The sequence below is a fragment of the Caballeronia pedi genome (assembly GCF_001544915.2).
Lineage (GTDB): Bacteria > Pseudomonadota > Gammaproteobacteria > Burkholderiales > Burkholderiaceae > Caballeronia > Caballeronia pedi.
The window spans coordinates 33,070-52,282 of record NZ_FCOE02000048.1 but is presented as its reverse complement, the minus strand read 5'-3'; the positions used below and the strand labels follow the sequence as shown (position 1 = coordinate 52,282).

Sequence of the window (19,213 nt, the reverse complement as noted above, 5' to 3'; positions counted from 1 at the left end):
GAAAATACCAATGGTCTTCTGAGGCAGTACTTCCCGAAAGGGATCGATCTGTCGGTCTACTCTCAGGCCAAACTCAACGCCGTGGCAAGAAGGCTGAACGAGCGTCCACGCATGACACTGAATTACGAAACGCCGGCTGAACGGTTTCAGAAAACTATTGCATCGATCGGTTGAATCCGCCGGTCGGTGCGGACGTTTCAGTGCCCGCTGTCAAGCGGTACGTCAACGACCGAAATTGGCCGAGAGCGCCAGATCGATAAACGTTCTACAGAGCTAACGGCCAAGCCGTCCACATCACGTTTTCTCCGACGTACGGCACGAACTTCATTACCAATCTTCTCCAGACGTTCCGGCATACTCGGGCTATCGACGTTTCAGCGGATTGGTATTGAGAGCCGCAACGCGGAACTTAAAAGCTCACCGCGCTGTGCACCACGTACCAGCCGTATCACTCGAACAACGCGATTTTCAACGGCCTGTTTGAACTCGCCAGCCATGTTGACCGCGACAGGATTCGCGTGCTTTGGCAGAACAACTCGACCGGACCGACCCGCATACGCTGCTTGAGCACCCGCAGGCGCGCACCATCGCGCAGCACCCCGCCACATTCCCACTACAAGGTCATGCGCCGCGACGGAACGTCCAACGCGCCGCCGAGCCCGCCTCCACGGGGCCGACCGCCCGGCCAAGAACCCGAGCAGCCGGCCTCTATTCACTGCGCCTATTTCCCGACCGACAACCCCGTATTCAGCGACAGGTTATCCGACGCATCGCCCACCAGCACCTGATACTGTCCGCCCGCCGTCTTCCACTGCTGCGAGGCCGTGTCCCACGTACCGAGCGGATGACTCGCCGCGTTCGGATCGATGACGATCTGCACCGTCTTCTTCTCGCCCGGCGCGAGCATGACCTTCTGGAAGCCGACGAGGCGCTTCGGCGGTTGCCCAAGACCCGCCGGCAAAGACAGATACACCTGCGGCACTTCCGCGCCCGCGATCTTGCCGCTGTTCTCGACATCCACCGACACGGTGACCGGCTTCGTGCCGTCCGACGACTGCGGACTTACCTGCAGGTTCGACATCCTGAAGCTCGTGTACGAAAGACCATGCCCGAACGCGAACAACGGCTTCACGTTCTGCGCGTCATACCAGCGATAGCCGATCTGCAAACCTTCCGAATACGTGACGGTGGGCTGGCCGTTGACGGTCACGCCCGGATATTGCGCTGGCGTGTTCGCGGGCCAGTCGCCCGCCTTCTTCGGGAACGTGACGGGCAGCTTGCCCGATGGATTCGTCATGCCGAACACGAGATTCGCCATGATGTTGCCGTCCTCCTGCCCCGGGAACCAGGTCTCCAGCACGGCGGGCACCTGATCGATCCACGGCATCAGCGCGGACGCGTTGTCCTTCATGACGACCGCCGTGCGCGGATTCGCCGCCGCGACCGCCGCGATGATCGCGTCCTGATTGTTCGACAACTCGATGCTCGGACGGTCGGCGCCCTCCTCCGCGATAGTGCCGGCCAGCACGATCACGACATCGGCTTGCTTTGCGGCATTGACGGCCGCCGCGAGGTTGCTGTTGTCGTCGGCGACGACCGTGAGGCTCGCGCTCGCGGCCGATCCCGCTTGCTTCAGCGCGCTCTGCACGCCTTCGAGCGGCGTGACCGTGTAAAGCGGAATCACGTCCGAGCTGCCGCCGCAGCAGCCCGACACCGCCTTGTTCGCATACGCGGCCTGGCCGATCAGGGCCACGGAGCGAATCGCTTTCGGATCGAAGGGCAGCAAGTTGTTGGTGTTCTTGAGCAGCACCGCGGACTGCTCGCCGATCGCGCGTGCGATCGCGCCGTCGCCTGCCTGATCGATGGCGGTCTGCGTGACGGGTCGATCGAAGATGCCGAGCCGGAACATCTGCGTGTAGCGGCGGCCGAGCGCGGTGTCGATATTCGACTGCGCGATCTGTCCCGCCGAAAGCGCGGCATTGATTTTGGCCGGCGTCCACCAGGTCGTGAGCGGCGCGACGTCGATGCCCGGCATTTCGTTGTCCAGGCCGGCGAGCATAGTGTTCGCCGTGCTGTGCGCCGCGAAGAAGTCGGACTGCACGTAGCCCGTGAAACCCCACTGCCCGCGCAGCACATCGGTGAGGATGTGCTTGTTCTCGCACATCGACGCGCCGTTCACCGAGTTGTACGAGCACATGACGGAAGCCACCCCGCCATCCTTCACTGCCATTTCGAACGGCACCATGTAAAGCTCGTGCAGCGTCTTGTCGTCGATGTTCTCGTTGATCGTCATGCGATTCGTTTCCTGCTCGTTCGCGACCAGATGCTTGGCCATCGCGATCACGCCGTGCGACTGAATCGCCTTGATCTCGGCGACGCCCATCGTGCCGCTCAGGATCGGGTCCTCGCCGAAGTATTCGAAGTTGCGCCCGAGCGTGGGATTGCGCGCGAGGTTCATGCCCGGGCCTTCGAGCACGTGCAGCGCGAGATTGCGCGATTCGCGGCCGATCACGTCGCCGAACTGGCTCGCGACGGCCGTATCGAACGATGCGGCTACCGCCATGCCCGAAGGCAGCGCGGTCGCCTTGGCCGATGCCGGGCTCGACAGCGACGAAAGCGGCAATCCCGGCAGATCGGGCGACACGCAATCGTTCTGCCCGACGCCCACGGGGCCGTTGGTCACGCGCAGCGTGGGAATCTGCAATTCCGGTATGCCGGCGATGTGCCGCGCGCCATAGCACGACGGAATCTCCGGCACCACGCCGGGCGTGCCCGTGAGCTGCGCGATCTTCTGCTGCGGCGTCATCGCGGCGAGCAGGAGCGCGGTGCGCTGCTGCGGCGGCAGCGAGGTATTCATCCACGCACGCGCATTCGACACGGGCGGCGTGCCGCCATTGTCGTCGTGCCCGCCTCCGCAACCCGCGGCGACGAACATCGCCATGACGGCGCTCAGGATCGTACGGTTTCTCATCACTTCGCTCCTCCTGTTGGAATCGATCATTTATCAACCTATTTAATTCGGCATCCTTATCGATTAGACCTCTTTGATCCGCGCATGCGGACCGCTTGATTTACGCCCGCCGAATCTCTATATCTGTATCAGCGCCGTCCGGCGTCGTACACTCGATGCATTCGCGCGGCGCATCCGCGCACGTCTACCCGATTAAACGTTTTCACATGAAAAAACCCTCGGCGACCATCCGCGACGTCGCAGCGCTGTCCGGCGTTTCCGTCGCGACCGTGTCCAAGTACATCAACGGGACGAAACGTTTCACCGAGCCGGTCGAGGCCAAGCTCAAGGCCGCGATCGAACAGCTCGGCTATCAGTCGAATCCGCTCGCCCGTTCGATGGTGACGAAGCAGACTCGCACCATCGGTCTCACCATTCTCGACATCAGCAATCCGCATTTCACCAACGTCGTGAAAGGCGCGAATCGCGTGGCGCTCAGACACGATTACACGCTGCTGCTCGTCGATGTCGAGGAGACCCAGGCGCGCGAACGGCCGCTCGTTGAAGCGCTCGCGCGCCGCGTCGACGGTTTAATCCTCAGCTCGCGCCTGCCCGAGGAGGAGTCGCAATGGCTGCTCGACCTCGACAAACCCGTGGTCCTGCTCAGGCGCAGCGACAAGCTGCCCATTCCGAGCGTCGGCATCGACAACCGACTCGCCACCTTCATGCTCACTCGTCATCTCCTCGATCTCGGTCATCGCAACTTTGCGTATCTGGGCTTCGGGCAGGCGCGCATCAATGACGAGCGCATTGCCGGCGTACGCGATTGCCTCGCCGAAGCCGGGCTCGAACTCGACGTGCACGACGCGCACGCGCCGACCACGCGCGCCGGCGAACACGCGTGTTCTCGCGTGATGCTCGGGCCGCGCCGTCCGCAGGCGGTCATCTGCTACAACGATCTCATCGCGCTCGGCTTCATCAAGGCGGCGACCGCGCTCGGCATCAACGTGCCGCGCGACGTCGCGGTGACCGGCATCGACAACGTGCCCTACGGCGAAATCTCCGCGCCTTCGCTCACGAGCGTCGATACGCAGAGCGAGACCATGGGCGAGATCGCGATGCAAAAGCTCATCGACGCGCTCTCCGGCAAGGAAGAGATCGAGCATGTGACCATTGAGCCGTGCCTGATCGTGCGCGAATCGACGCACGCCGCGTGAGTAATGCGTGAGCGCTTTTTTAAGGCATGAGTCTCTCCGCACGCCTCGCGCGAAGCGCCAGGCGTGTGCATTAGATGAAAAAGGGAAGGTCCCAATATGTGTTTGGGAAAACGGTTACCCAGAGTAACGAGTTTTGAGATAGCTGACTATTTTTTTCTTCTAAGGGGTTTCCCGTAAAGGCGCACTTGCCTCTCGCGTCCTCCGCAGATGACGCAGAACCGGCACCCGCCCTTCCCTGCGCGACGAAAGAACTATCGCGGCCTACCCGACTCGATCGTGTATTTCGCCATCGCCGACCAGTCTCTTTCGCCCATCCCCGCCGCGACCGTTTCGCTCATGCGCCCATGCACCGCATTGAGCATCGGCAACGTGCGGCCTGCGTCCGCGGCCGCTTCGGACGCAAGCCGCAAATCCTTCAACCCGAGGGTCGCCTTGAAGCCCGGTTCGTAGTTCGCATTGGCGATATTCGCCGAGTACACCTGATACGACCGGCTGCCGAACAGCGTATTCAGAATCACATCGAAGAAGCGCTCGCGCGGCAAACCGTTCGCTTCGGTGAGCACGACGGCTTCGGCCATCGCTTCGATCGCCATCGTGATCATCATGTTGCAGGCAAGCTTCGCGGCGTTCGCGGTCGGCGCTTCGTCGCCCATGTCCCAGATGCGTCCGCCGATCACGTCGAGCAGCGGCCGCACCTTTGCGATTGCTTCCGGCGGTCCGGCCGCCAGCACATTGAGTTCGCCTTTCGCCGCGACATCGGGTCGTCCGAGCACGGGAGCGCCCACGTAACCGATGCCCGCCTCCGCATGGGCCGCGACCAACTCGCGTGCGAACGCGACCGAGATCGTCGATGTGACCACATGCACGAGCCCCGCCTTCGCTTGCGCGAGTACGCCGGATGCGATCAGCGTCGAGCGGATCGCGGCGTCGTCGGAAAGCATCGTGAAGACCGCGTCGCCCTGAAATGCTTCCACGGGCGATGCAACCATCGTCACGCCATCCACCAATCCACCCGAGCGGTTCCACGCTTTTACGTCATGTCCCGCGTGCGCGAGGTTGCGTGCCATCTCGCGTCCCATCGCACCCAGTCCGATGATGCCGATTTTCATGGTTCTTCTCCTTGCAACGAATCAGACGATGCGTGATGCATCACAGTCTGACTTGATAAGTCATCCAAATCGTTACTTATAACGGCATCGCGCGTGAGCGATGCGCTGCGAGATCGGTGAAATGCGGAAGGTCGGCCATTACTTCGGCTGCTTCGGGCGAAGCGAACGCCGCATCGACCGATGCCATGTCGCAAAAGCGGCATTCGCAGATGGCGAGCGTTCCCGCCTGCGCCACCGTCGGAAAAAACGCCGCGACACTTCGCAAACCGTATTGCGACCAATGACGCATCACGAGCGGCAGATGATGATCGACGTAATACGCGCGATCGAAACGGGCACCAGGTTCGCCTAGGTAAGTCACGTAGATCGTGACGCCGGATTGCTGAGACATCGTTTCCTCCTCTGTCTGATTGAGCGCGACATCAGCCGATTGTGCCGTGCGCCGCGCGATGAATCGACTCGACGATGCTCTCGTAACCCGTGCATCGACAAAGATTGCCGCTGATGGCGCGCCGAATCTCATCGCGACTCGGCGAAGGATTGTTCTTCAGCAAGTCCGCCGCCGCGACGATCATCCCGCTCGTACAAAAGCCGCACTGAAACCCGTTCTCGGCGATGAACGCCTCCTGCAACGCTTCGATGCCCTCGATGCCTTCGATCGTCCGCACATCGTTACCGCTTATCGACGCGGCCAGCACGAGGCAGGATTTGCGCACCTCGCCATCGATCAGCACCGTGCACGCGCCGCAATCTCCGGTCAGGCAGCCGATGCGCGTGCCCTTCGCGTCCAGCACATCGCGAATCAGTTCGACGAGCAACTGGCGCGAATCCGCCTCTGCGACACGCGGCTCGCCGTTGAGCGTAAGTCGCACCTCGATGGTTCGTTTCATGACTTCGTTCCTGTAAGCACGCTTCGCAGGTGCCGCTTCACCACACCCGGCAGGATCGCGCAGCGGTAACGTCCATCCGCGAGTTCATCGCTCCAGCCAACGCCCACGAGATCCAGCGCGCTCATCGCCGCCTGTTCGATGAAGGCATCGGGCGCACGCAGCGTGGCTTCTTCGATCACGAATCGCCGGTATGCAGGCCGCCGCCCCGCCGCGCCGACCGCGAGCCGCACGCTCACCTGTTCGCCCCGATGCAGCGAACACGCGACCGTCACGATCGGCCACGAACTCGCGCTCGCCTTGTACTTCTGATATTCGCAGGCGACGAGCGTCGCATCGCGCGGCACGCGAATGCCGGTGAGGATTTCGTCGGCCCGCAGTGCGGTGCAAAAGGCGTCCACGAAAAAATCGCATGCCGCGACGTGGCGCACGCCACGCGACGAGCTCAGTTCGAAGATCGTCTCCATCGCCGCGAGACAGCCCGGTGCATCCGACGACGGATTCGCGAAGCTCGCGGCCCCGCCGAGCGTGCCCTGATTCAGAATGGACGCACCACCCGTGACCTGCGCGGTCATCGCGGCGAGCAGCGGCGCATGGGTTGCGACGAGCGGCGAGGCAAGCAAGCGCGCATACGTCGTCATGGCGCCGATATGCAGATGCGTGTCGTCCAGCGCTACCTCGTTCAGGCCGAGCGCCGCGAGACCGATCAGATGCACCGGCTGCGCGAGATTCGCCGACATCGAGGGAACCAGCATCGTGCCGCCGCCGAGCACGGATGCATCGTCACCAAAGCGGGCCAGCAGGGCGCAGGCATCGTCGAGTGTCGCTGGCTGATGAAACTCGAAGCAGTGTCCGATCACGTGCATCGCTCCTTCAGAGCAGCGATGACGCGCGCCGGTGTCGCCGGTACGTGTTCGAGGCGCGCGTCGTCGCCGAGCGCATTCGCCACGGCGTTGCTGACGGCCGCGAGCGCCCCGCCAAGCCCCGATTCCCCCGCGCCCTTCATGCCGAGCGGATGGAACGGATTGAGCGTGACGCGATGCCCGACGCGAATCGGCGGCAGATCGTTCGCACGCGGCAGCAGATAGCTCTTGAAGCGGTCGGTGATCATGCGATGCCGGTCGTCGAATCTGATGAGTTCCCACAACGCGACGCCGATCCCCATGACGATAGCGCCGCGCAGTTGCGCTTCGACGAGCGCGGGGTTGATCATCGCGCCGCAGTCGTGGACGACGGCATAGTCGAGCAGCTTGCTGTTGCCGGTGAGCATGTCGAGTTCGAGCGCCACGGCATGCACGGAATAGGAAAACGTCGGATACGTGGCGATGCGGCCCTGCGCGTCCGGCTCCACGCGCACGTTTTTCGGCGCGAAGCTGCGTGTCACTTCGAGCGGCAGTGTCACGCCCGCCGCCACTGTGAATGGCCGCAGATGCGCACCGAGCGCGAGTTCGGCCACTGCGATATTCGCGCCGTCCGGCACGCGCCACGCGTGGCCGTCACGGAGCACGATATCGCCGGGCGCGCCGCCGAGCATGTTGGCGGCGCATTGCCGGAGCCTGTCGCGCAACTCCTGCGCGGCCAGATACGCGGCGGTCCCGCCGTACATCAGCGCGCGGCTGCTGGCATTGCCGGTGCCGAGCGGCGTCACGTCGGTGTCGCCTTCGATCACGCGTACCTGATCCGCGCGCAATCCCAGTTCGCCCGCGACCATCTGCGCGATGCCGGTGTCGCTGCCGCTGCCGGGCGATGTCACGCCCGTGAGCACCTGCACATCGCCCGAGGGCATCACGCGCACGGTCGATGTCTCGTAGCCGTTGGGAAAGTTGCCGGGCCGCGCGCCGCCTTCCGGCGTCAGTTCGAACGCAACCCCGATGCCGATGCGCCGCTCCGTGTCACGCGCGGCCCGCGAGCGCGCCTGCCATTGCGGATAATCGAACAGGGCCAGCAATTGATCGAGGCCGCCCGGATAGTCGCCGCTATCCACATTGAGCCCCGAGGGCAGCAGACGCGGCAAGGCTTCGCGCGCAACCAGATTGCGCCGCCGCAACTCGACCGGATCGATGCCTGTCTGACGAGCGAGCAGATCGACGGCGCGCTCCAGCACGAGGTTGCCGATCTCCTTGCCGTAACCGCGAATGGCCTGCCACGGCGGCTGGTTGGTGATGGCGAGCGAGCATTCGACATCGCAATGCTCGATGGTATAGACGGTCGGAAACACGGCCGGCGTGACGAGCGCCATCGCCCAGCTGTGACCCGCGCCGATGATGCCTACATCGACCAGCATCCGGTCACGCCAGCCGATCAGCCTGCCATGCTCGTCCGCCGCGATCTCGAAGCTGTGATGTTGCGAGCGCGCGCCCGCGAGCAACGTTTCGCGCCGCTCCTCGACCCACGCAACCGGGCGCTTCGTAATGCGGCTGAACAGCGCCACCAGCACTTCCTCGGGATGCCCCGCCATCTTGAGCCCGAACGTTCCGCCGATGCGCGGCGCGATCACCCGCACCTGCGACTCCTTCACGCGCAGCGCCGCCGCGATCAGCCAGCGGCTCGTATGAGGATTCTGGAAAGTGCCGGTCAGCACGTAACGCTCGCCGCGTGCGTCCCATTCGGCGATATAGCACAGTGTTTCCATCGGCGCGCTCGTCGATGCGCCGATCGTCAGTTCGCCCCGCGCGACGTGCGCCGCGCGCGCGAAGGCGGCATCGGCATCGCCCGCACGGATGCGGTCGCGCACGAGCAGGTTGGTGTCCCAGCCGGGCTGGACGATCGGCGCACCTTCGCGCAAGGCGTCGCGCGCGTTCGCGGTCGGCGCGTGCACTTCGTATTCGACGCGGATCTTCTCGAGCGCCGCCTGCGCATCATGGACCGATGTCGCCACGAGCGCCGCGACCGGCTGCCCGAAGTACGTCGCGTGGCCCAATGCGAGACAGCGGCTCTGCAGCGGACCGCGCGCGCTTTTGGCGGGCAGATCCATCGCGGGCGGCATGGCATCGGAGAGACGCGCGGCGTCTTCGCCCGTTAGCCCCGCCACGACGCCGGGCATGGCGAGCGCACCGGACAGATCGATCGAAACGACGCTCGCGCAGGCGTGAGCGCTGCGCAGGATCGCGAGGTGGAGCGCGCCTTGCGGAATGAGATCGGCGCTGTAGTCCACCCGCCCCGACACGAATCGCGCGCCGTCCAGCCGGGCGACGCTCGCGCCCAGCAGACTTCCCGGCGATGCATCCTTGAAGGTCTGTTCCATGTGTGCCGGCTGCGATTGCGTCTGGTTCGTCGCTTCGTTCGTCATCCGTTTGTCCGTGCTCCGGCGCGCATGCACAGCATGGCGCAGGCGCCGAGTGCGAGCAGCGTCGTCATCAGATAGAGGCCGCTGTTCAGCGTGCCGCTCAGCGTCTTGAGCCAGCCCATCGCGAACGGACTGGCGAAGCCGCCCAGAAGACCCAGGCTGTTGACGAACGCGATGGCAACCGCGGCGGCCGGGGAGCCCGCGAAGTAGTCCGACGCGAGCGACCACAGCAGCGGAATGGTGACGAACACGGTGATCGATGCGATCGTCAGCAGCACGATGGTCGCAGTCAGATCATGCGCCAGAAGCGGCAGCAGCGAAAGCGCGATGGCTCCCGCAAAGGCGGCCAGCGCACCGTGCCAGCGGCGCTCGAGCAGGCGGTCCGAGCTACGGCAGATCAACACCATGCCGATGGCCGCGATGCCGTAAGGAATCGCCGACAGCCAGCCGATGCGCTCCACGCTCGTCGCGCCCGCGGCCTTCAGCACCGTCGGCAGCCAGAAACTCAGCGCATACGTGCCGCAGATGAACGTGAAGTACGCGAAACTCATGAGGTAGACCTTCGGATCCGCGATCACTTGCCGCAACTGGCCGGCATGTCTCGCGCCCGCGTCGTGGGCTTCTTCGCGCAATGCGTGGCGCAAGGTGTCGCGCTCCGGCTCGGTGAGCCATCGGGCGCGCTCGATATCGTCCGACAGCGTAAACCACGTCACGATGCCCAGCAGCACCGCCGGCACCGCTTCGACGATGTACAGCCACTGCCAGCCCGCAAGCCCCGCGATGCCCGCGAGATGCGACATCGCCCATCCTGAAACGGGACCGCCGATCATTCCCGCGATCGGGAAGCCCGTCATGAAGAGACCGAGAATCTGCCCGCGCCGGCTGCGCGGGAACCACTGGCTCAGGAAATAGACCACGCCCGGAAAGAAGCCCGCCTCGAACACACCGAGCAGAAAGCGCAGCACATAGAACGCGCCGGGACTCGATACCGTCGCCATGGCGCAGCCGGTGATCCCCCACAGCACCATGATGCGCGTGATGGTCTTGCGCGCGCCGATACGCTGCAAAAGCAGATTGCTCGGCACTTCGAACAGAAAGTAGCCGATGAAAAATATGCCTGCGCCCAGACCGTACACGGCGTCGCTGAAACCGAGCGCCTCCTGCATCTGCAGCTTGGCGAACCCGACGTTGATGCGGTCGAGATACGCAACCACGTAACACACGATCAGAAACGGCACGAGCCGAACGGCGACCTTGAAATACAGCGCGCGCTGCGTGTCGTCGGGTGTTGTCATTGGAGCGGGGGCGTTGGCGTCGAGAGCGATTTTGCGCGACATGGCGGCCCCTCTCAGTGAAGGTTGGGAAAACGGCGCGTGGACGACGGAAAGCGTTTCATGAAGCTGTCTCCTTGAGCCTGCCGGCGCGCGGCCGGGCCGGCGGCATGGGCTTTTGTCAGGGGCTGCGTGGATCCGGTCGAAGAACAGCGGATCCGCAGGAAACGAAAAACTGATCGATCGAACAGTCAGCACAGTAGCGGACGAGCGAACGGGTGGTCAACCGGAAACGCGGGCGGAATTTCCCTTGTTGACTGATCGATCAGTCAGGACTAGTATCGGCGGCTGAAACCCTTGCCGGCGACATGTCGCACCCGAGCGACCGTCGCCAGCGCGAATCTTCATCGTTAAGCAAAGGACAGAGCCGTGAGCCATTTCGACGAATACGCAGACAAGTTCGAGACCATCCGCATGACGCGCAGCGACGGCGTACTGGAGATGCACTTTCACACGCACGGCGAGCCGCTCGTGTGGAACCTCACGGCTCATCGCGAGTTCGAGCAGGCCTTTCTCGATGTCGGCCGCGACCGCGAAAACGACGTGGTCATCATGACCGGCACGGGCGATGCGTTCAGCGGCCCGGCCATCGCGCCCGGCATGCACCAGAACCGCAATTCGATGACGCCCACGATCTACGATCCGATCTACTGGGAAGCGAAGCATCTGCTCATCAACCTGCTGAATATCGAGGCGCCGGTGATCAGCGTCATCAACGGTCCGGCGGTGCGGCACGCGGAGATTCCGCTGCTCGGCGACATCGTGCTGGCGTCCGACACCGCGACCATTCAGGACACCGCGCATTTTCAGGGCGGCATGGTGCCGGGCGACGGCATGCATCTGATCATGCCGTTGCTGATGGGCCGCGCGCGCGGCCACTATTTTCTGTTGACCGGACAGGAGATCTCCGCCGACGAAGCGCTGAAGATGGGCCTTGTCAACGAAGTGCTGCCGCAGACGGACCTCTTGCCGCGCGCGCGCGAACTCGCGAGGCTGATGCTCAAACAGCCGCGTCTCGTGCGACGCTATACGCGCACCTGCCTGAATCAGGAACTGAAGGCGCGCCTGCATGACGTGCTCGGTTACGGACTCGCGCTCGAAGGCATCGCTCGCATGAAGGAACCGGCTGTTTGAACCATCGAACCCATTTACATCGACAAACCAGGAGGCAGCATGACAGTCAGCAGCATCACGAGACCGATCGACATGGTAGGTTCGGACATCGACGTGGTCGATTCCTCGCCCGACGTGCTCGGCGAATCGATCATCTGGGACGAGAAGACGCAATTGCTGTGGTGGGTGGATGGCATCGGTCAGGCGATTCATCGCCTCGACATTTCGAGCGGCGCCAAGAAAAGCTGGCCGATGCAGGAAGAGATCGGCAGCATCGGCCTGCGCGCCAAAGGCGGCCTGATCGTGGGCATGCGTTCGGGCTTCTATTTTTTCTCGCCCGAGACCGGTGAACTGAGCGAAATCGCGCGTCCGGATGCCGAACGCCCCAGGAACCGTTTCAACGACGGCAAGTGCGATCGTCACGGACGCTACTGGTCCGGCACGGTCGAAGCCGCCGCCTACACGCCGCGCGGGCGCCTGTTCCGTCTCGATCCCGATCTGCAGCCGAAGCTGATCATGGAGGGCATCACTTGTATCAACGGCATCAGTTTCAGCCCCGATAACCGGCTCATGTACATGACCGATTCGTTCAGTTGCCAGATCGACGTATTCGATTACGACTCGGTAGACGGCGCTATCTATAACCGCCGCAAATTCGCGGACGTGCCGCTCGGACGCGGCATTTGCGATGGCTCGACCGTCGATGCCGACGGGTGCTTCTGGAGCGCCAACATGGACGGCTGGTGCGTCACACGCTACGACCCGCGCGGACGAATCGACATGGTCATCAACCTGCCCGTGCGGCGCGTGAGCAGCCTGTGCTTCGGCGGCCCGGATCTCGACACGCTTTTCATCACGACGGCGCGTCGGCGCATGAACGAAAAGGAACTCGCTCAGCAACCGCTCGCGGGCAACGTGCTCGCAGTGCGGCCCGGTGTGAAAGGATTGGCGGAGCCGGAATTCCTCGGCTGACGGCGCTGGCTCATCGGCGGACCGCTGCGCCCTGAGCTACGCGGTTCGAACCGGGCGAGGCACGCCGCATGGCGGTCGCGATATACTGACTGATCGATCGAATAGGACAATGCCGGAGCGTTTGAACATGAAAACATCGCGTGAGAAGAAGCGGTCCGGAAACCCGGGCAACCATGCTCAAGAAACCGAGCGTGCACCTGGCTCGCGCCTCTCCGCGATCCTGAACGCAGCGGAGCGGGTGTTCGGCGAACATGGTTACGCGGGGGCGAGCATGCGCAACATCGCCGACGAGGCCGGTGTAGCGCAGGCGCTCGTCCACTATCACTACGCCAACAAGGACAAACTCTACGAGGCAGTCTTCGAGCGCCGTTCATCGGCGATCAACGATCACCGCGGGAAGCTGCTCGACGCCCTTTTCGAGAGCGACCGTACCGCAACGGTCGAAGACGTGCTGACGATCGCCTTCACACCGTTGTCGGAGATTTTTCACGGTGAGGACGCCGCGAACCTCGCGCTTTACGTTCAACTCGTGGCGTCCGTCAGCCTGGGTAGTGACGAGCGGTCTCGACGTATCCGCGAGACATACTACGATCCCATCGCGGAGCGGATCATCGACGCTCTGCACACGGTCATTCCCGGCATCTCGCGGGAACACGCGACGTGGGCCTATCTTTTTTCCGTCGGTGCCCGGCAGCAGGCGCACGCGCTCAACGGCCGCGCCGAGCGTCTCGGCGCTTCCTCCCGAACGTCGAGGTCTACTGCGCATTATGAGCAGCTCGTCAAATTTGCGGCAGCCGGTATCCGGGCGCTGGTCGGCCCGGCGCCGGGCGGGAAAACGGCGAAGTCTGCAGCGAAAGCCTCGGTGTCCAAACGCTCCCGTCGGGCAGCCAGCGTTCAGCCGGAGTGAATTTGCCCCGGTGCATCTATCTCGCAGTTTTCAAGGTCGTCGTGAGGCACCAATGCGAGGCGCAAAATGCACATCGTTTGAGACCGTTGTGAAGCACATGCAGCAGGTTGTCGGGCCGGCTCTGCGCCACGCTGGTATTGAGGCCCATCAGCGGTCTCACGCCCAGATGCCCGACGCCGCCCGATGCCCCGTGGCACACTGCGCATGCGGTCTCGAAGGTTTTACATCGGACTCCGGCAACCCCAGGACGGCACGACCTCACCGCGCTCCTTCACGACCTTCGTCACGACGTACGTGAAGTAGCGCTCGATGCCGAGACCTTCGGTGAGCAGGCCATCCATGAATCGCTGGTAGTGATCGATGTCGCGGGAAACGACGTGCATGACGTAGTCCAGCCCTCCGCCCGTTGCATCGCATTGCGTGACCTCCGGCGAGCGACGCACGCGATCCTCGAATCGCTGCAGGTCGGCGGCGGTATGGCGCGCAAGCGTAATCTCGACGATGATCCGGCTAGCCTGAACGACGCGGGTCCAGTCCAGAGACGCGTAGTACCCGCGAATGACGCCGGCGGCTTCGAGGCGCCTGACACGCTCCCATGCGGGCGATATCGAGAGATGGATTTCCGCCGCCAGCCGGGATTTCGTCATTCGGCCGTCCCGGGCCAACGCTTTCAGGATCGCGATGTCGAATCGATCCAGTTTCAGCATGACCGGCCCGCATGGAACGCGTCTTCTGTCTGCATGCTCAGTAGCCCCGCACGATATCGACGTTGCCCGGAATGCGTCCCGACAATCGGTACTCCCGGATATTTGCGGCGATGACTCGCGCCGCCGTCTGCTGATCCGTGGGCGCGGAGATATGCGGCAACACCGTCACGTTCGGGTGTTCCCACAGGCCTGAAGTCGTCGGCAGCGGTTCGATGTCGAAGACGTCGAGCACCGCATGCGACAGGTGCCCTCGATCCAGCGCCGCGACGAGATCCTGCATCACGACGATCGGCCCGCGCGAGAAGTTGATGAGTCCCGCGCCCGGCTTCATCGCGTGCAATCGCTTCGCGTCGAGCAGACCGGCCGTCTGCGCCGTCAAAGGCATCAGACTCACGACGACGTCGCTGCTGGCCAGCACTGCATCGAGTCCCGCCTCGCCCGCGAACGTTTCGACGCCCGGCGCCGTCCTGGGCGAGCGACTCCAGCCTCTGACCACGAACCCCGCGTTGACGAGCGCCCGGGCCGCCTCGGTCCCGAGCGCGCCGAGCCCCAGCAGGCCGACAGAGAATTGCGACGGCTTTCGGTACGCGTGCTGCCGCCAGACGCGCATCGACTGCTGTCGCGTATAACGGGGCATGTCGCGATGCAGGTAATACGTCCAGGCGAGCACGGCCTCCGCCATCGTTCGCGACATCTCCGGGTCGACGAGGCGAACGACGGGCGGGCCACCGGCCGGCAGCCCGGCCACCAGTTGCTCCACACCGGCCCACAGGCTCTGTATCCACGCCAGATTCGGCAGTGCCGCGACGTCTTCGGGCGCCGGATTGGCAACGATCGCAATCGTTGTCTCCGTGCGCTGCGCGGGCGTGAGCGCGTGAAGCGGCTGGATCGTTTCCTCCGGCAACGCCGACCGTAGCGACGCGAGATACGGCGTCTGGTATTCGGCGGACATGCGGCTCAAAAAGGCGATGGTCGACGACATGGTGTGTGCAATCTTGGCGGCGGTACTCGAATGACTCGTCAGGCGGATGCCTGGTCGAGGCCCATCTCCTGCATGTCCTGAAAGCGATCGGCGATACGCGGATGCACGCGACCGCCATCGGCAGCGCCGATTGCAAGCAGGATCTCGTCCGCCGACGGCGCGTCGGCCATCTGGAACGTTCCCGTGATGAAGTGCGAGCGCTTGCCTGTCTCCGATTTGTGGATCATGGGCACCGACACCAGCGCGCCGGGACCGACGCGCGTGTTCGTGAAACTCAGGAACGCAGTACCGCTCACGGCATGGCGAAACAGATTGCCGAATCGCAGAGTGTGGATGATCGCCGACGCATGCTCGATCTCGCCGTTGACGCCGACCACGGCAGCCTTGCCGTAAGCCTGCACCTGTTCGCCTGGCATCACTTCCACCAGGCGACGGGTCATGATCTCGCCCAGTTCGGGCGCCACGCGCAGAATTTCGGGGCGCAGGTTCTCGACGAAGCCCTGCCCCGCCCAGGGGTTGCGGATGACAGCGGCAACGATGACGGTCGTGACGGGCGTGTCGGCAGTCTTGCCGCCTTCGCAATAGGTCGTCTCGACGAAAGTGGCGATCTTGCGTACTTCCTTAAGCATGGGCGTCTCCAGATGGCGGACCGGTGGTGGCGAATGACAAGGCATGCGACGTCGAAGAAAGCTGTCGCGCATTCCTGTTGATACCGATGCTAAGGACGCTTCATCGAGCCGTCTTCCTCCGGTTCGACGGAAGATCGTTTTTTTCTTCCATTGCTTTGGTGTAGATTGGCGCGCAGCGGAGGAGACACCGAATGCCCGAACGAAAGCAACGACTGATGGCGTTACGCCACGTCGCCAGTCAGATCAGCTCAGACGAAGACCTCGACGGCCTGCTACGCGACCTCGTGCGTTCCGCAGTGCAGCAAGACGACTGGGACCTTGGATCGGTGATGAGCATCGACCTCGCGCACGGATACGGTCTCGTGGTGACGCGATTCGAGACGAGCATCCTGCCTCAGCACACCGAGGACCGCTGGGAACTGGCGACCAGCCCGTCGTTGATCGCGCTGCAAAAAAACGAGCCCGTCTATATCCGCGACGCGCTCGAATCGACGCAGTTTCCCGGCTATCGGCGTGAAGCGAAGGAGCGCGGTTACCGCACCGTACTGGTTCTGCCGATGTCGTCGAAAGACTCGGAAGGCCGGCCGATGGTCCTCACGGTGGCGTCGCGCTCGGTGCGTGACGTGAGCGAGGAAGATCTCACGTTCATGGCCACCGTCGTGCATCTCGGCTCGATCGCCATCGAGCGTGCGCATCGGCAACGCGCCCAGCACGAATCCCACCTGCGCCTGCAGAACGCGCTCGAAGCCCAGCGGCGTCTGTTGCGGGATGTGCTCGCAGGCGGGTCGGTCGAGCACCTCACGTCGACGCTGGCCGACTTGCTCGGCGGCCCCGTACTGGTCATCGATTTCTTCGCCAACCATCTCGTGGGCGCCGGATCCCCGGCCCCGGCCAGCATGGACGATGCCGAATGGCAACGCTGGCTCGCCGGCGCGTTCGGGCGGGAGACGGTCACGTTGGTGCGGGAGAGCATTCAGCGCTTCCAGCAGACGTCCATCGACATTGCACTGCATCGCGGACTCAACGTGAAAGCCGCCATCGCACCGCTCAAGGTGGACGAGGAACTCGTCGGCGCCCTGCTGACATTTGGCGTCACCGGGTCTGGAGACCTTCACCAGTTGATGCTCGAAAGCGCCCGATTTGCATTGAGCGTGCAGATGATGCGCAGCGTGGTCCGGTTCCGCTTCGAGACCAGAACGCTGACCGAACTTTTCTTCGAGATCGTCGAACGGCGCTGGCGGGACGAGGAAGACATCCTGCAGCGCGGGCGCCGCCTCGGCCTGTCGCTGGTCTCGCCGCTGCGGATGCTGGTGGTCGACTTTCCCGATCAACGTGTTCCCGCAGACGCTGCGCGCGCAGCCAGCAATCTCTCGGTGGAAAGCCACGGCACGGTCGAATTGCTGGCGCGTCAATTGCACGTCCCCATCCATATCGTCACGGTGGGAAGTGGTCTCGTCTGCCTGATCCCGCAAGACGGTCTGCGCGACGTGTCGGCCTTGCCGCGGCTGGCGAAGCGCATCTCCGAGACGCTTGCCCGTTCGCTCGGCCGCGAACCGATCGTGGCGATTGGCGAGGTTTTCCAGGGCATCGAGCCGTTGGCCAGCGAATGGGAGCGCTGCTGGCGAATGATCCGCGTGGCGCGCAAATTCGGGCGAAGCGGGCCGCTGGATATTCAGGGGCTCGGACCCTTGCCCATGTTGATGGGAGCCGCCGACTCGGCCGACGTGCACGGCTTCGTGGACGGCACCATTGGTGGTCTCGTCGACCACGACCGTTCGTCGGGAACGCCGTATCTCGACACGCTTGCGGCCTATCTGCGCTCTGGCTGCCGCAGCCAGCCCTGCGCGGACGCAATGGGTCTGCACGTCACCACGCTGCGCTATCGGCTGTCGCGCATTCAGGAGCTGTTCGGCATCGACGTCGAGTCGCCCGAACGGCGCTTCGCGGTCGAACTCGCCATCCAGCTTCACACCCTGACGAATGCTGGCGCCAACCCGGCTGCATCGAGGAAAACCCTGCCGCGCAATCGAGATTAATTAGCCGATCCTCTCCTACGGATCGCAGGAAGCCGACGCAAAATCGGTCGCCTATCGTTGACCTCAACGTAACGACGTTTCGAGGTGATCGATATGCAACTTCCCGCCCGAGGCGAACTCACCGCCATCGACCCGGTCGCGCTGCGCCGCGCGCTAGGCACATTCGTGACCGGCGTGACGGTGGTGACGACGCGCGACGCAGACGGACGTCCCCGCGGCATGACGGCGAACTCCTTCACGTCGGTGTCTCTGGATCCGCCGCTGCTGCTCGTGTGCATCGGCAAAGGCGCCGCGAGCTATCCGACCTTCCAGGAAGCCGGGCATTTCGCCGTCAATCTGCTGCATGACGGGCAGACGGATGTGTCGAATCTGTTCGCGTCCAAATCCCCGGACAAGTTTTCCGACGTAGGTCACGACACCGTGCACACCGGCGCCCCGGTGCTGACCGACTGCCTGACGTGGTTCGACTGCTCGGTTCACGATCGGGTCGATGCCGGGGATCACACCGTCCTGATCGGCCGCATCCATGCGTTCGGCACGAGTCCCGCCGCACCGCTGGGCTTCTGCCGCGGACGATATGCGAACGTCAAGGACCCGCTGCCGCCGGGCTGGCTGTCGTCTCACGACATGATCGTCGGCTATCTCATCGATGCGAACGGCAGCCTGCTCCTTGCGCAGGACGGCAAGGGCGGCTGGGTACTGCCTACGGCCCCGCGCCGCGTCACGCAGGGACGCCTGCCGTTGCCTGGCGGCGGCGAACTCGCGCTGTTGCCGGACGACACGTTCCTGTACTCCGTGTTCGATACAGCCGAGAACGATCCGGGCTATCTGGTGTACCGGGCCCGGCTGGCCCAGCCGGCGGCACTGGCCACGTTGCCGCCCCGGTTGCGCTTCTTCCCGTTCGATCAACTGCCTTTCGACGACATCCCGTCGCGGGAAATCCGCTCGATGCTGCGTCGCTACGTGCGCGAGACGGGCGGCGGAAATTTCACGATCTACATGGATTCGCACGACGGCGGCCGCATCGCGATGGTCGGCGACGCGCAGCCGTGGGATCAACCCATTCACGTTTGAACTGGAGCAATTC

17 protein-coding genes and 1 pseudogene are annotated in these 19,213 nt (G+C 63.8%); 7 read left to right on the top strand and 11 right to left on the bottom strand.

The window, feature by feature from the left end; translation table 11 throughout:
- The coding region (locus AWB80_RS42980; RefSeq protein ID WP_143328212.1) for an IS30 family transposase at positions 1-174 on the top strand (174 nt) is incomplete at its 5' end.
- Between the two features lie 547 nt (positions 175-721).
- On the opposite strand, the gene AWB80_RS37425 is transcribed toward AWB80_RS42980, so the two are convergent.
- Positions 722-2,971 carry a beta-glucosidase family protein gene (locus AWB80_RS37425; protein WP_061179667.1) on the bottom strand — a complete coding sequence of 750 codons (2,250 nt, stop codon included), beginning with the start codon at positions 2,969-2,971 and terminating at the stop codon, positions 722-724.
- Between the two features lie 206 nt (positions 2,972-3,177).
- On the opposite strand from AWB80_RS37425, the gene AWB80_RS37420 reads away from it, so the two are divergent.
- The gene (locus tag AWB80_RS37420) at positions 3,178-4,167 is read left to right on the top strand and encodes a LacI family DNA-binding transcriptional regulator (RefSeq protein WP_061179666.1); all 990 of its coding nucleotides are present in this window, start codon (positions 3,178-3,180) and stop codon (positions 4,165-4,167) included.
- Between the two features lie 251 nt (positions 4,168-4,418).
- Here AWB80_RS37420 and AWB80_RS37415 read toward each other — a convergent pair whose 3' ends face one another.
- The 6 genes from AWB80_RS37415 to AWB80_RS37390 all read right to left on the bottom strand — a co-directional run bounded on the left by AWB80_RS37415 (position 4,419) and on the right by AWB80_RS37390 (position 10,786).
- Positions 4,419-5,276, bottom strand: coding sequence for an NAD(P)-dependent oxidoreductase (locus AWB80_RS37415; RefSeq protein ID WP_061179656.1), 858 nt, complete (start codon positions 5,274-5,276; stop codon positions 4,419-4,421).
- Between the two features lie 76 nt (positions 5,277-5,352).
- Positions 5,353-5,667 carry an EthD family reductase gene (locus AWB80_RS37410; RefSeq protein ID WP_061179655.1) on the bottom strand — a complete coding sequence of 105 codons (315 nt, stop codon included), beginning with the start codon at positions 5,665-5,667 and terminating at the stop codon, positions 5,353-5,355.
- A gap of 31 nt (positions 5,668-5,698) precedes the next feature.
- Complete coding sequence (locus AWB80_RS37405) at positions 5,699-6,166, bottom strand: (2Fe-2S)-binding protein (protein ID WP_061179654.1); 468 nt, start codon at positions 6,164-6,166, stop codon at positions 5,699-5,701.
- Complete coding sequence (locus AWB80_RS37400; RefSeq protein WP_244206950.1) at positions 6,163-7,029, bottom strand: FAD binding domain-containing protein; 867 nt, start codon at positions 7,027-7,029, stop codon at positions 6,163-6,165. The genes AWB80_RS37405 and AWB80_RS37400 overlap by 4 nt, the downstream gene beginning before the upstream one ends.
- Complete coding sequence (locus AWB80_RS37395) at positions 7,020-9,452, bottom strand: xanthine dehydrogenase family protein molybdopterin-binding subunit (RefSeq protein WP_244206949.1); 2,433 nt, start codon at positions 9,450-9,452, stop codon at positions 7,020-7,022. Before AWB80_RS37395 ends, AWB80_RS37400 begins: the two co-directional genes overlap by 10 nt.
- Entirely contained in the window at positions 9,449-10,786 is a 1,338-nt protein-coding gene (locus AWB80_RS37390; protein WP_061179653.1) for an MFS transporter, read from the bottom strand. Before AWB80_RS37390 ends, AWB80_RS37395 begins: the two co-directional genes overlap by 4 nt.
- Positions 10,787-11,149: 363 nt before the next feature.
- On the opposite strand from AWB80_RS37390, the gene AWB80_RS37385 reads away from it, so the two are divergent.
- The 3 genes from AWB80_RS37385 to AWB80_RS37375 all read left to right on the top strand — a co-directional run bounded on the left by AWB80_RS37385 (position 11,150) and on the right by AWB80_RS37375 (position 13,772).
- Positions 11,150-11,914, top strand: coding sequence for an enoyl-CoA hydratase/isomerase family protein (locus AWB80_RS37385; protein WP_061179652.1), 765 nt, complete (start codon positions 11,150-11,152; stop codon positions 11,912-11,914).
- A gap of 39 nt (positions 11,915-11,953) precedes the next feature.
- On the top strand, positions 11,954-12,865 hold the full coding sequence (locus AWB80_RS37380) for an SMP-30/gluconolactonase/LRE family protein (RefSeq protein WP_061179651.1): 912 nt from the start codon (positions 11,954-11,956) through the stop codon (positions 12,863-12,865).
- Positions 12,866-12,992: 127 nt separating this feature from the next.
- Positions 12,993-13,772, top strand: a complete 780-nt coding sequence (locus AWB80_RS37375; RefSeq protein ID WP_087131911.1) for a TetR/AcrR family transcriptional regulator — start codon at positions 12,993-12,995, stop codon at positions 13,770-13,772.
- Positions 13,773-13,839: 67 nt separating this feature from the next.
- Here the strand turns inward: AWB80_RS37375 and AWB80_RS45670 are convergent.
- From AWB80_RS45670 to AWB80_RS37355, 4 genes and pseudogenes are all read right to left on the bottom strand, one after another.
- Positions 13,840-13,995, bottom strand: a pseudogene (locus AWB80_RS45670) (c-type cytochrome); the annotation flags it as partial.
- Complete coding sequence (locus AWB80_RS37365; RefSeq protein WP_061179663.1) at positions 13,994-14,476, bottom strand: Lrp/AsnC family transcriptional regulator; 483 nt, start codon at positions 14,474-14,476, stop codon at positions 13,994-13,996. The pseudogene AWB80_RS45670 and the gene AWB80_RS37365, both read right to left, overlap by 2 nt.
- A gap of 40 nt (positions 14,477-14,516) precedes the next feature.
- Positions 14,517-15,461: a 2-hydroxyacid dehydrogenase gene (locus AWB80_RS37360; protein ID WP_061179650.1), complete on the bottom strand. Its 945-nt coding sequence runs from the start codon at positions 15,459-15,461 to the stop codon at positions 14,517-14,519.
- Between the two features lie 38 nt (positions 15,462-15,499).
- Positions 15,500-16,090 carry an amino acid synthesis family protein gene (locus tag AWB80_RS37355; protein WP_061179649.1) on the bottom strand — a complete coding sequence of 197 codons (591 nt, stop codon included), beginning with the start codon at positions 16,088-16,090 and terminating at the stop codon, positions 15,500-15,502.
- Positions 16,091-16,281: 191 nt separating this feature from the next.
- Here AWB80_RS37355 and AWB80_RS37350 point away from each other — a divergent pair, with 191 nt between their 5' ends.
- Positions 16,282-18,126 (top strand): helix-turn-helix domain-containing protein, encoded by a 1,845-nt coding sequence (locus AWB80_RS37350; RefSeq protein WP_061179648.1) that lies wholly within the window; start codon positions 16,282-16,284, stop codon positions 18,124-18,126.
- 93 nt (positions 18,127-18,219) lie between these two features.
- A complete protein-coding gene (locus AWB80_RS37345; protein WP_061179662.1) occupies positions 18,220-19,200 on the top strand; it encodes a flavin reductase family protein in 981 nt (326 codons plus the stop codon).
- Positions 19,201-19,213 lie beyond the last annotated feature (13 nt).

Bases quoted from the DNA above. Each gene is read 5' to 3' on its own strand.
- AWB80_RS37400 (WP_244206950.1), bottom strand. From the start codon at position 7,029: ATGCACGTGATCGGACACTGCTTCGAGTTTCATCAGCCAGCGACACTC.
- AWB80_RS37415 (WP_061179656.1), bottom strand. From the start codon at position 5,276: ATGAAAATCGGCATCATCGGACTGGGTGCGATGGGACGCGAGATGGCA.
- AWB80_RS37420 (WP_061179666.1), top strand. From the start codon at position 3,178: ATGAAAAAACCCTCGGCGACCATCCGCGACGTCGCAGCGCTGTCCGGC.
- AWB80_RS37410 (WP_061179655.1), bottom strand. From the start codon at position 5,667: ATGTCTCAGCAATCCGGCGTCACGATCTACGTGACTTACCTAGGCGAA.
- AWB80_RS37345 (WP_061179662.1), top strand. From the start codon at position 18,220: ATGCAACTTCCCGCCCGAGGCGAACTCACCGCCATCGACCCGGTCGCG.
- AWB80_RS37360 (WP_061179650.1), bottom strand. From the start codon at position 15,461: ATGTCGTCGACCATCGCCTTTTTGAGCCGCATGTCCGCCGAATACCAG.
- AWB80_RS37375 (WP_087131911.1), top strand. From the start codon at position 12,993: ATGAAAACATCGCGTGAGAAGAAGCGGTCCGGAAACCCGGGCAACCAT.
- AWB80_RS37380 (WP_061179651.1), top strand. From the start codon at position 11,954: ATGACAGTCAGCAGCATCACGAGACCGATCGACATGGTAGGTTCGGAC.
- AWB80_RS37350 (WP_061179648.1), top strand. From the start codon at position 16,282: ATGCCCGAACGAAAGCAACGACTGATGGCGTTACGCCACGTCGCCAGT.
- AWB80_RS37425 (WP_061179667.1), bottom strand. From the start codon at position 2,971: ATGAGAAACCGTACGATCCTGAGCGCCGTCATGGCGATGTTCGTCGCC.
- AWB80_RS37395 (WP_244206949.1), bottom strand. From the start codon at position 9,452: ATGACGAACGAAGCGACGAACCAGACGCAATCGCAGCCGGCACACATG.
- AWB80_RS37405 (WP_061179654.1), bottom strand. From the start codon at position 6,166: ATGAAACGAACCATCGAGGTGCGACTTACGCTCAACGGCGAGCCGCGT.
- AWB80_RS37390 (WP_061179653.1), bottom strand. From the start codon at position 10,786: ATGTCGCGCAAAATCGCTCTCGACGCCAACGCCCCCGCTCCAATGACA.
- AWB80_RS37355 (WP_061179649.1), bottom strand. From the start codon at position 16,090: ATGCTTAAGGAAGTACGCAAGATCGCCACTTTCGTCGAGACGACCTAT.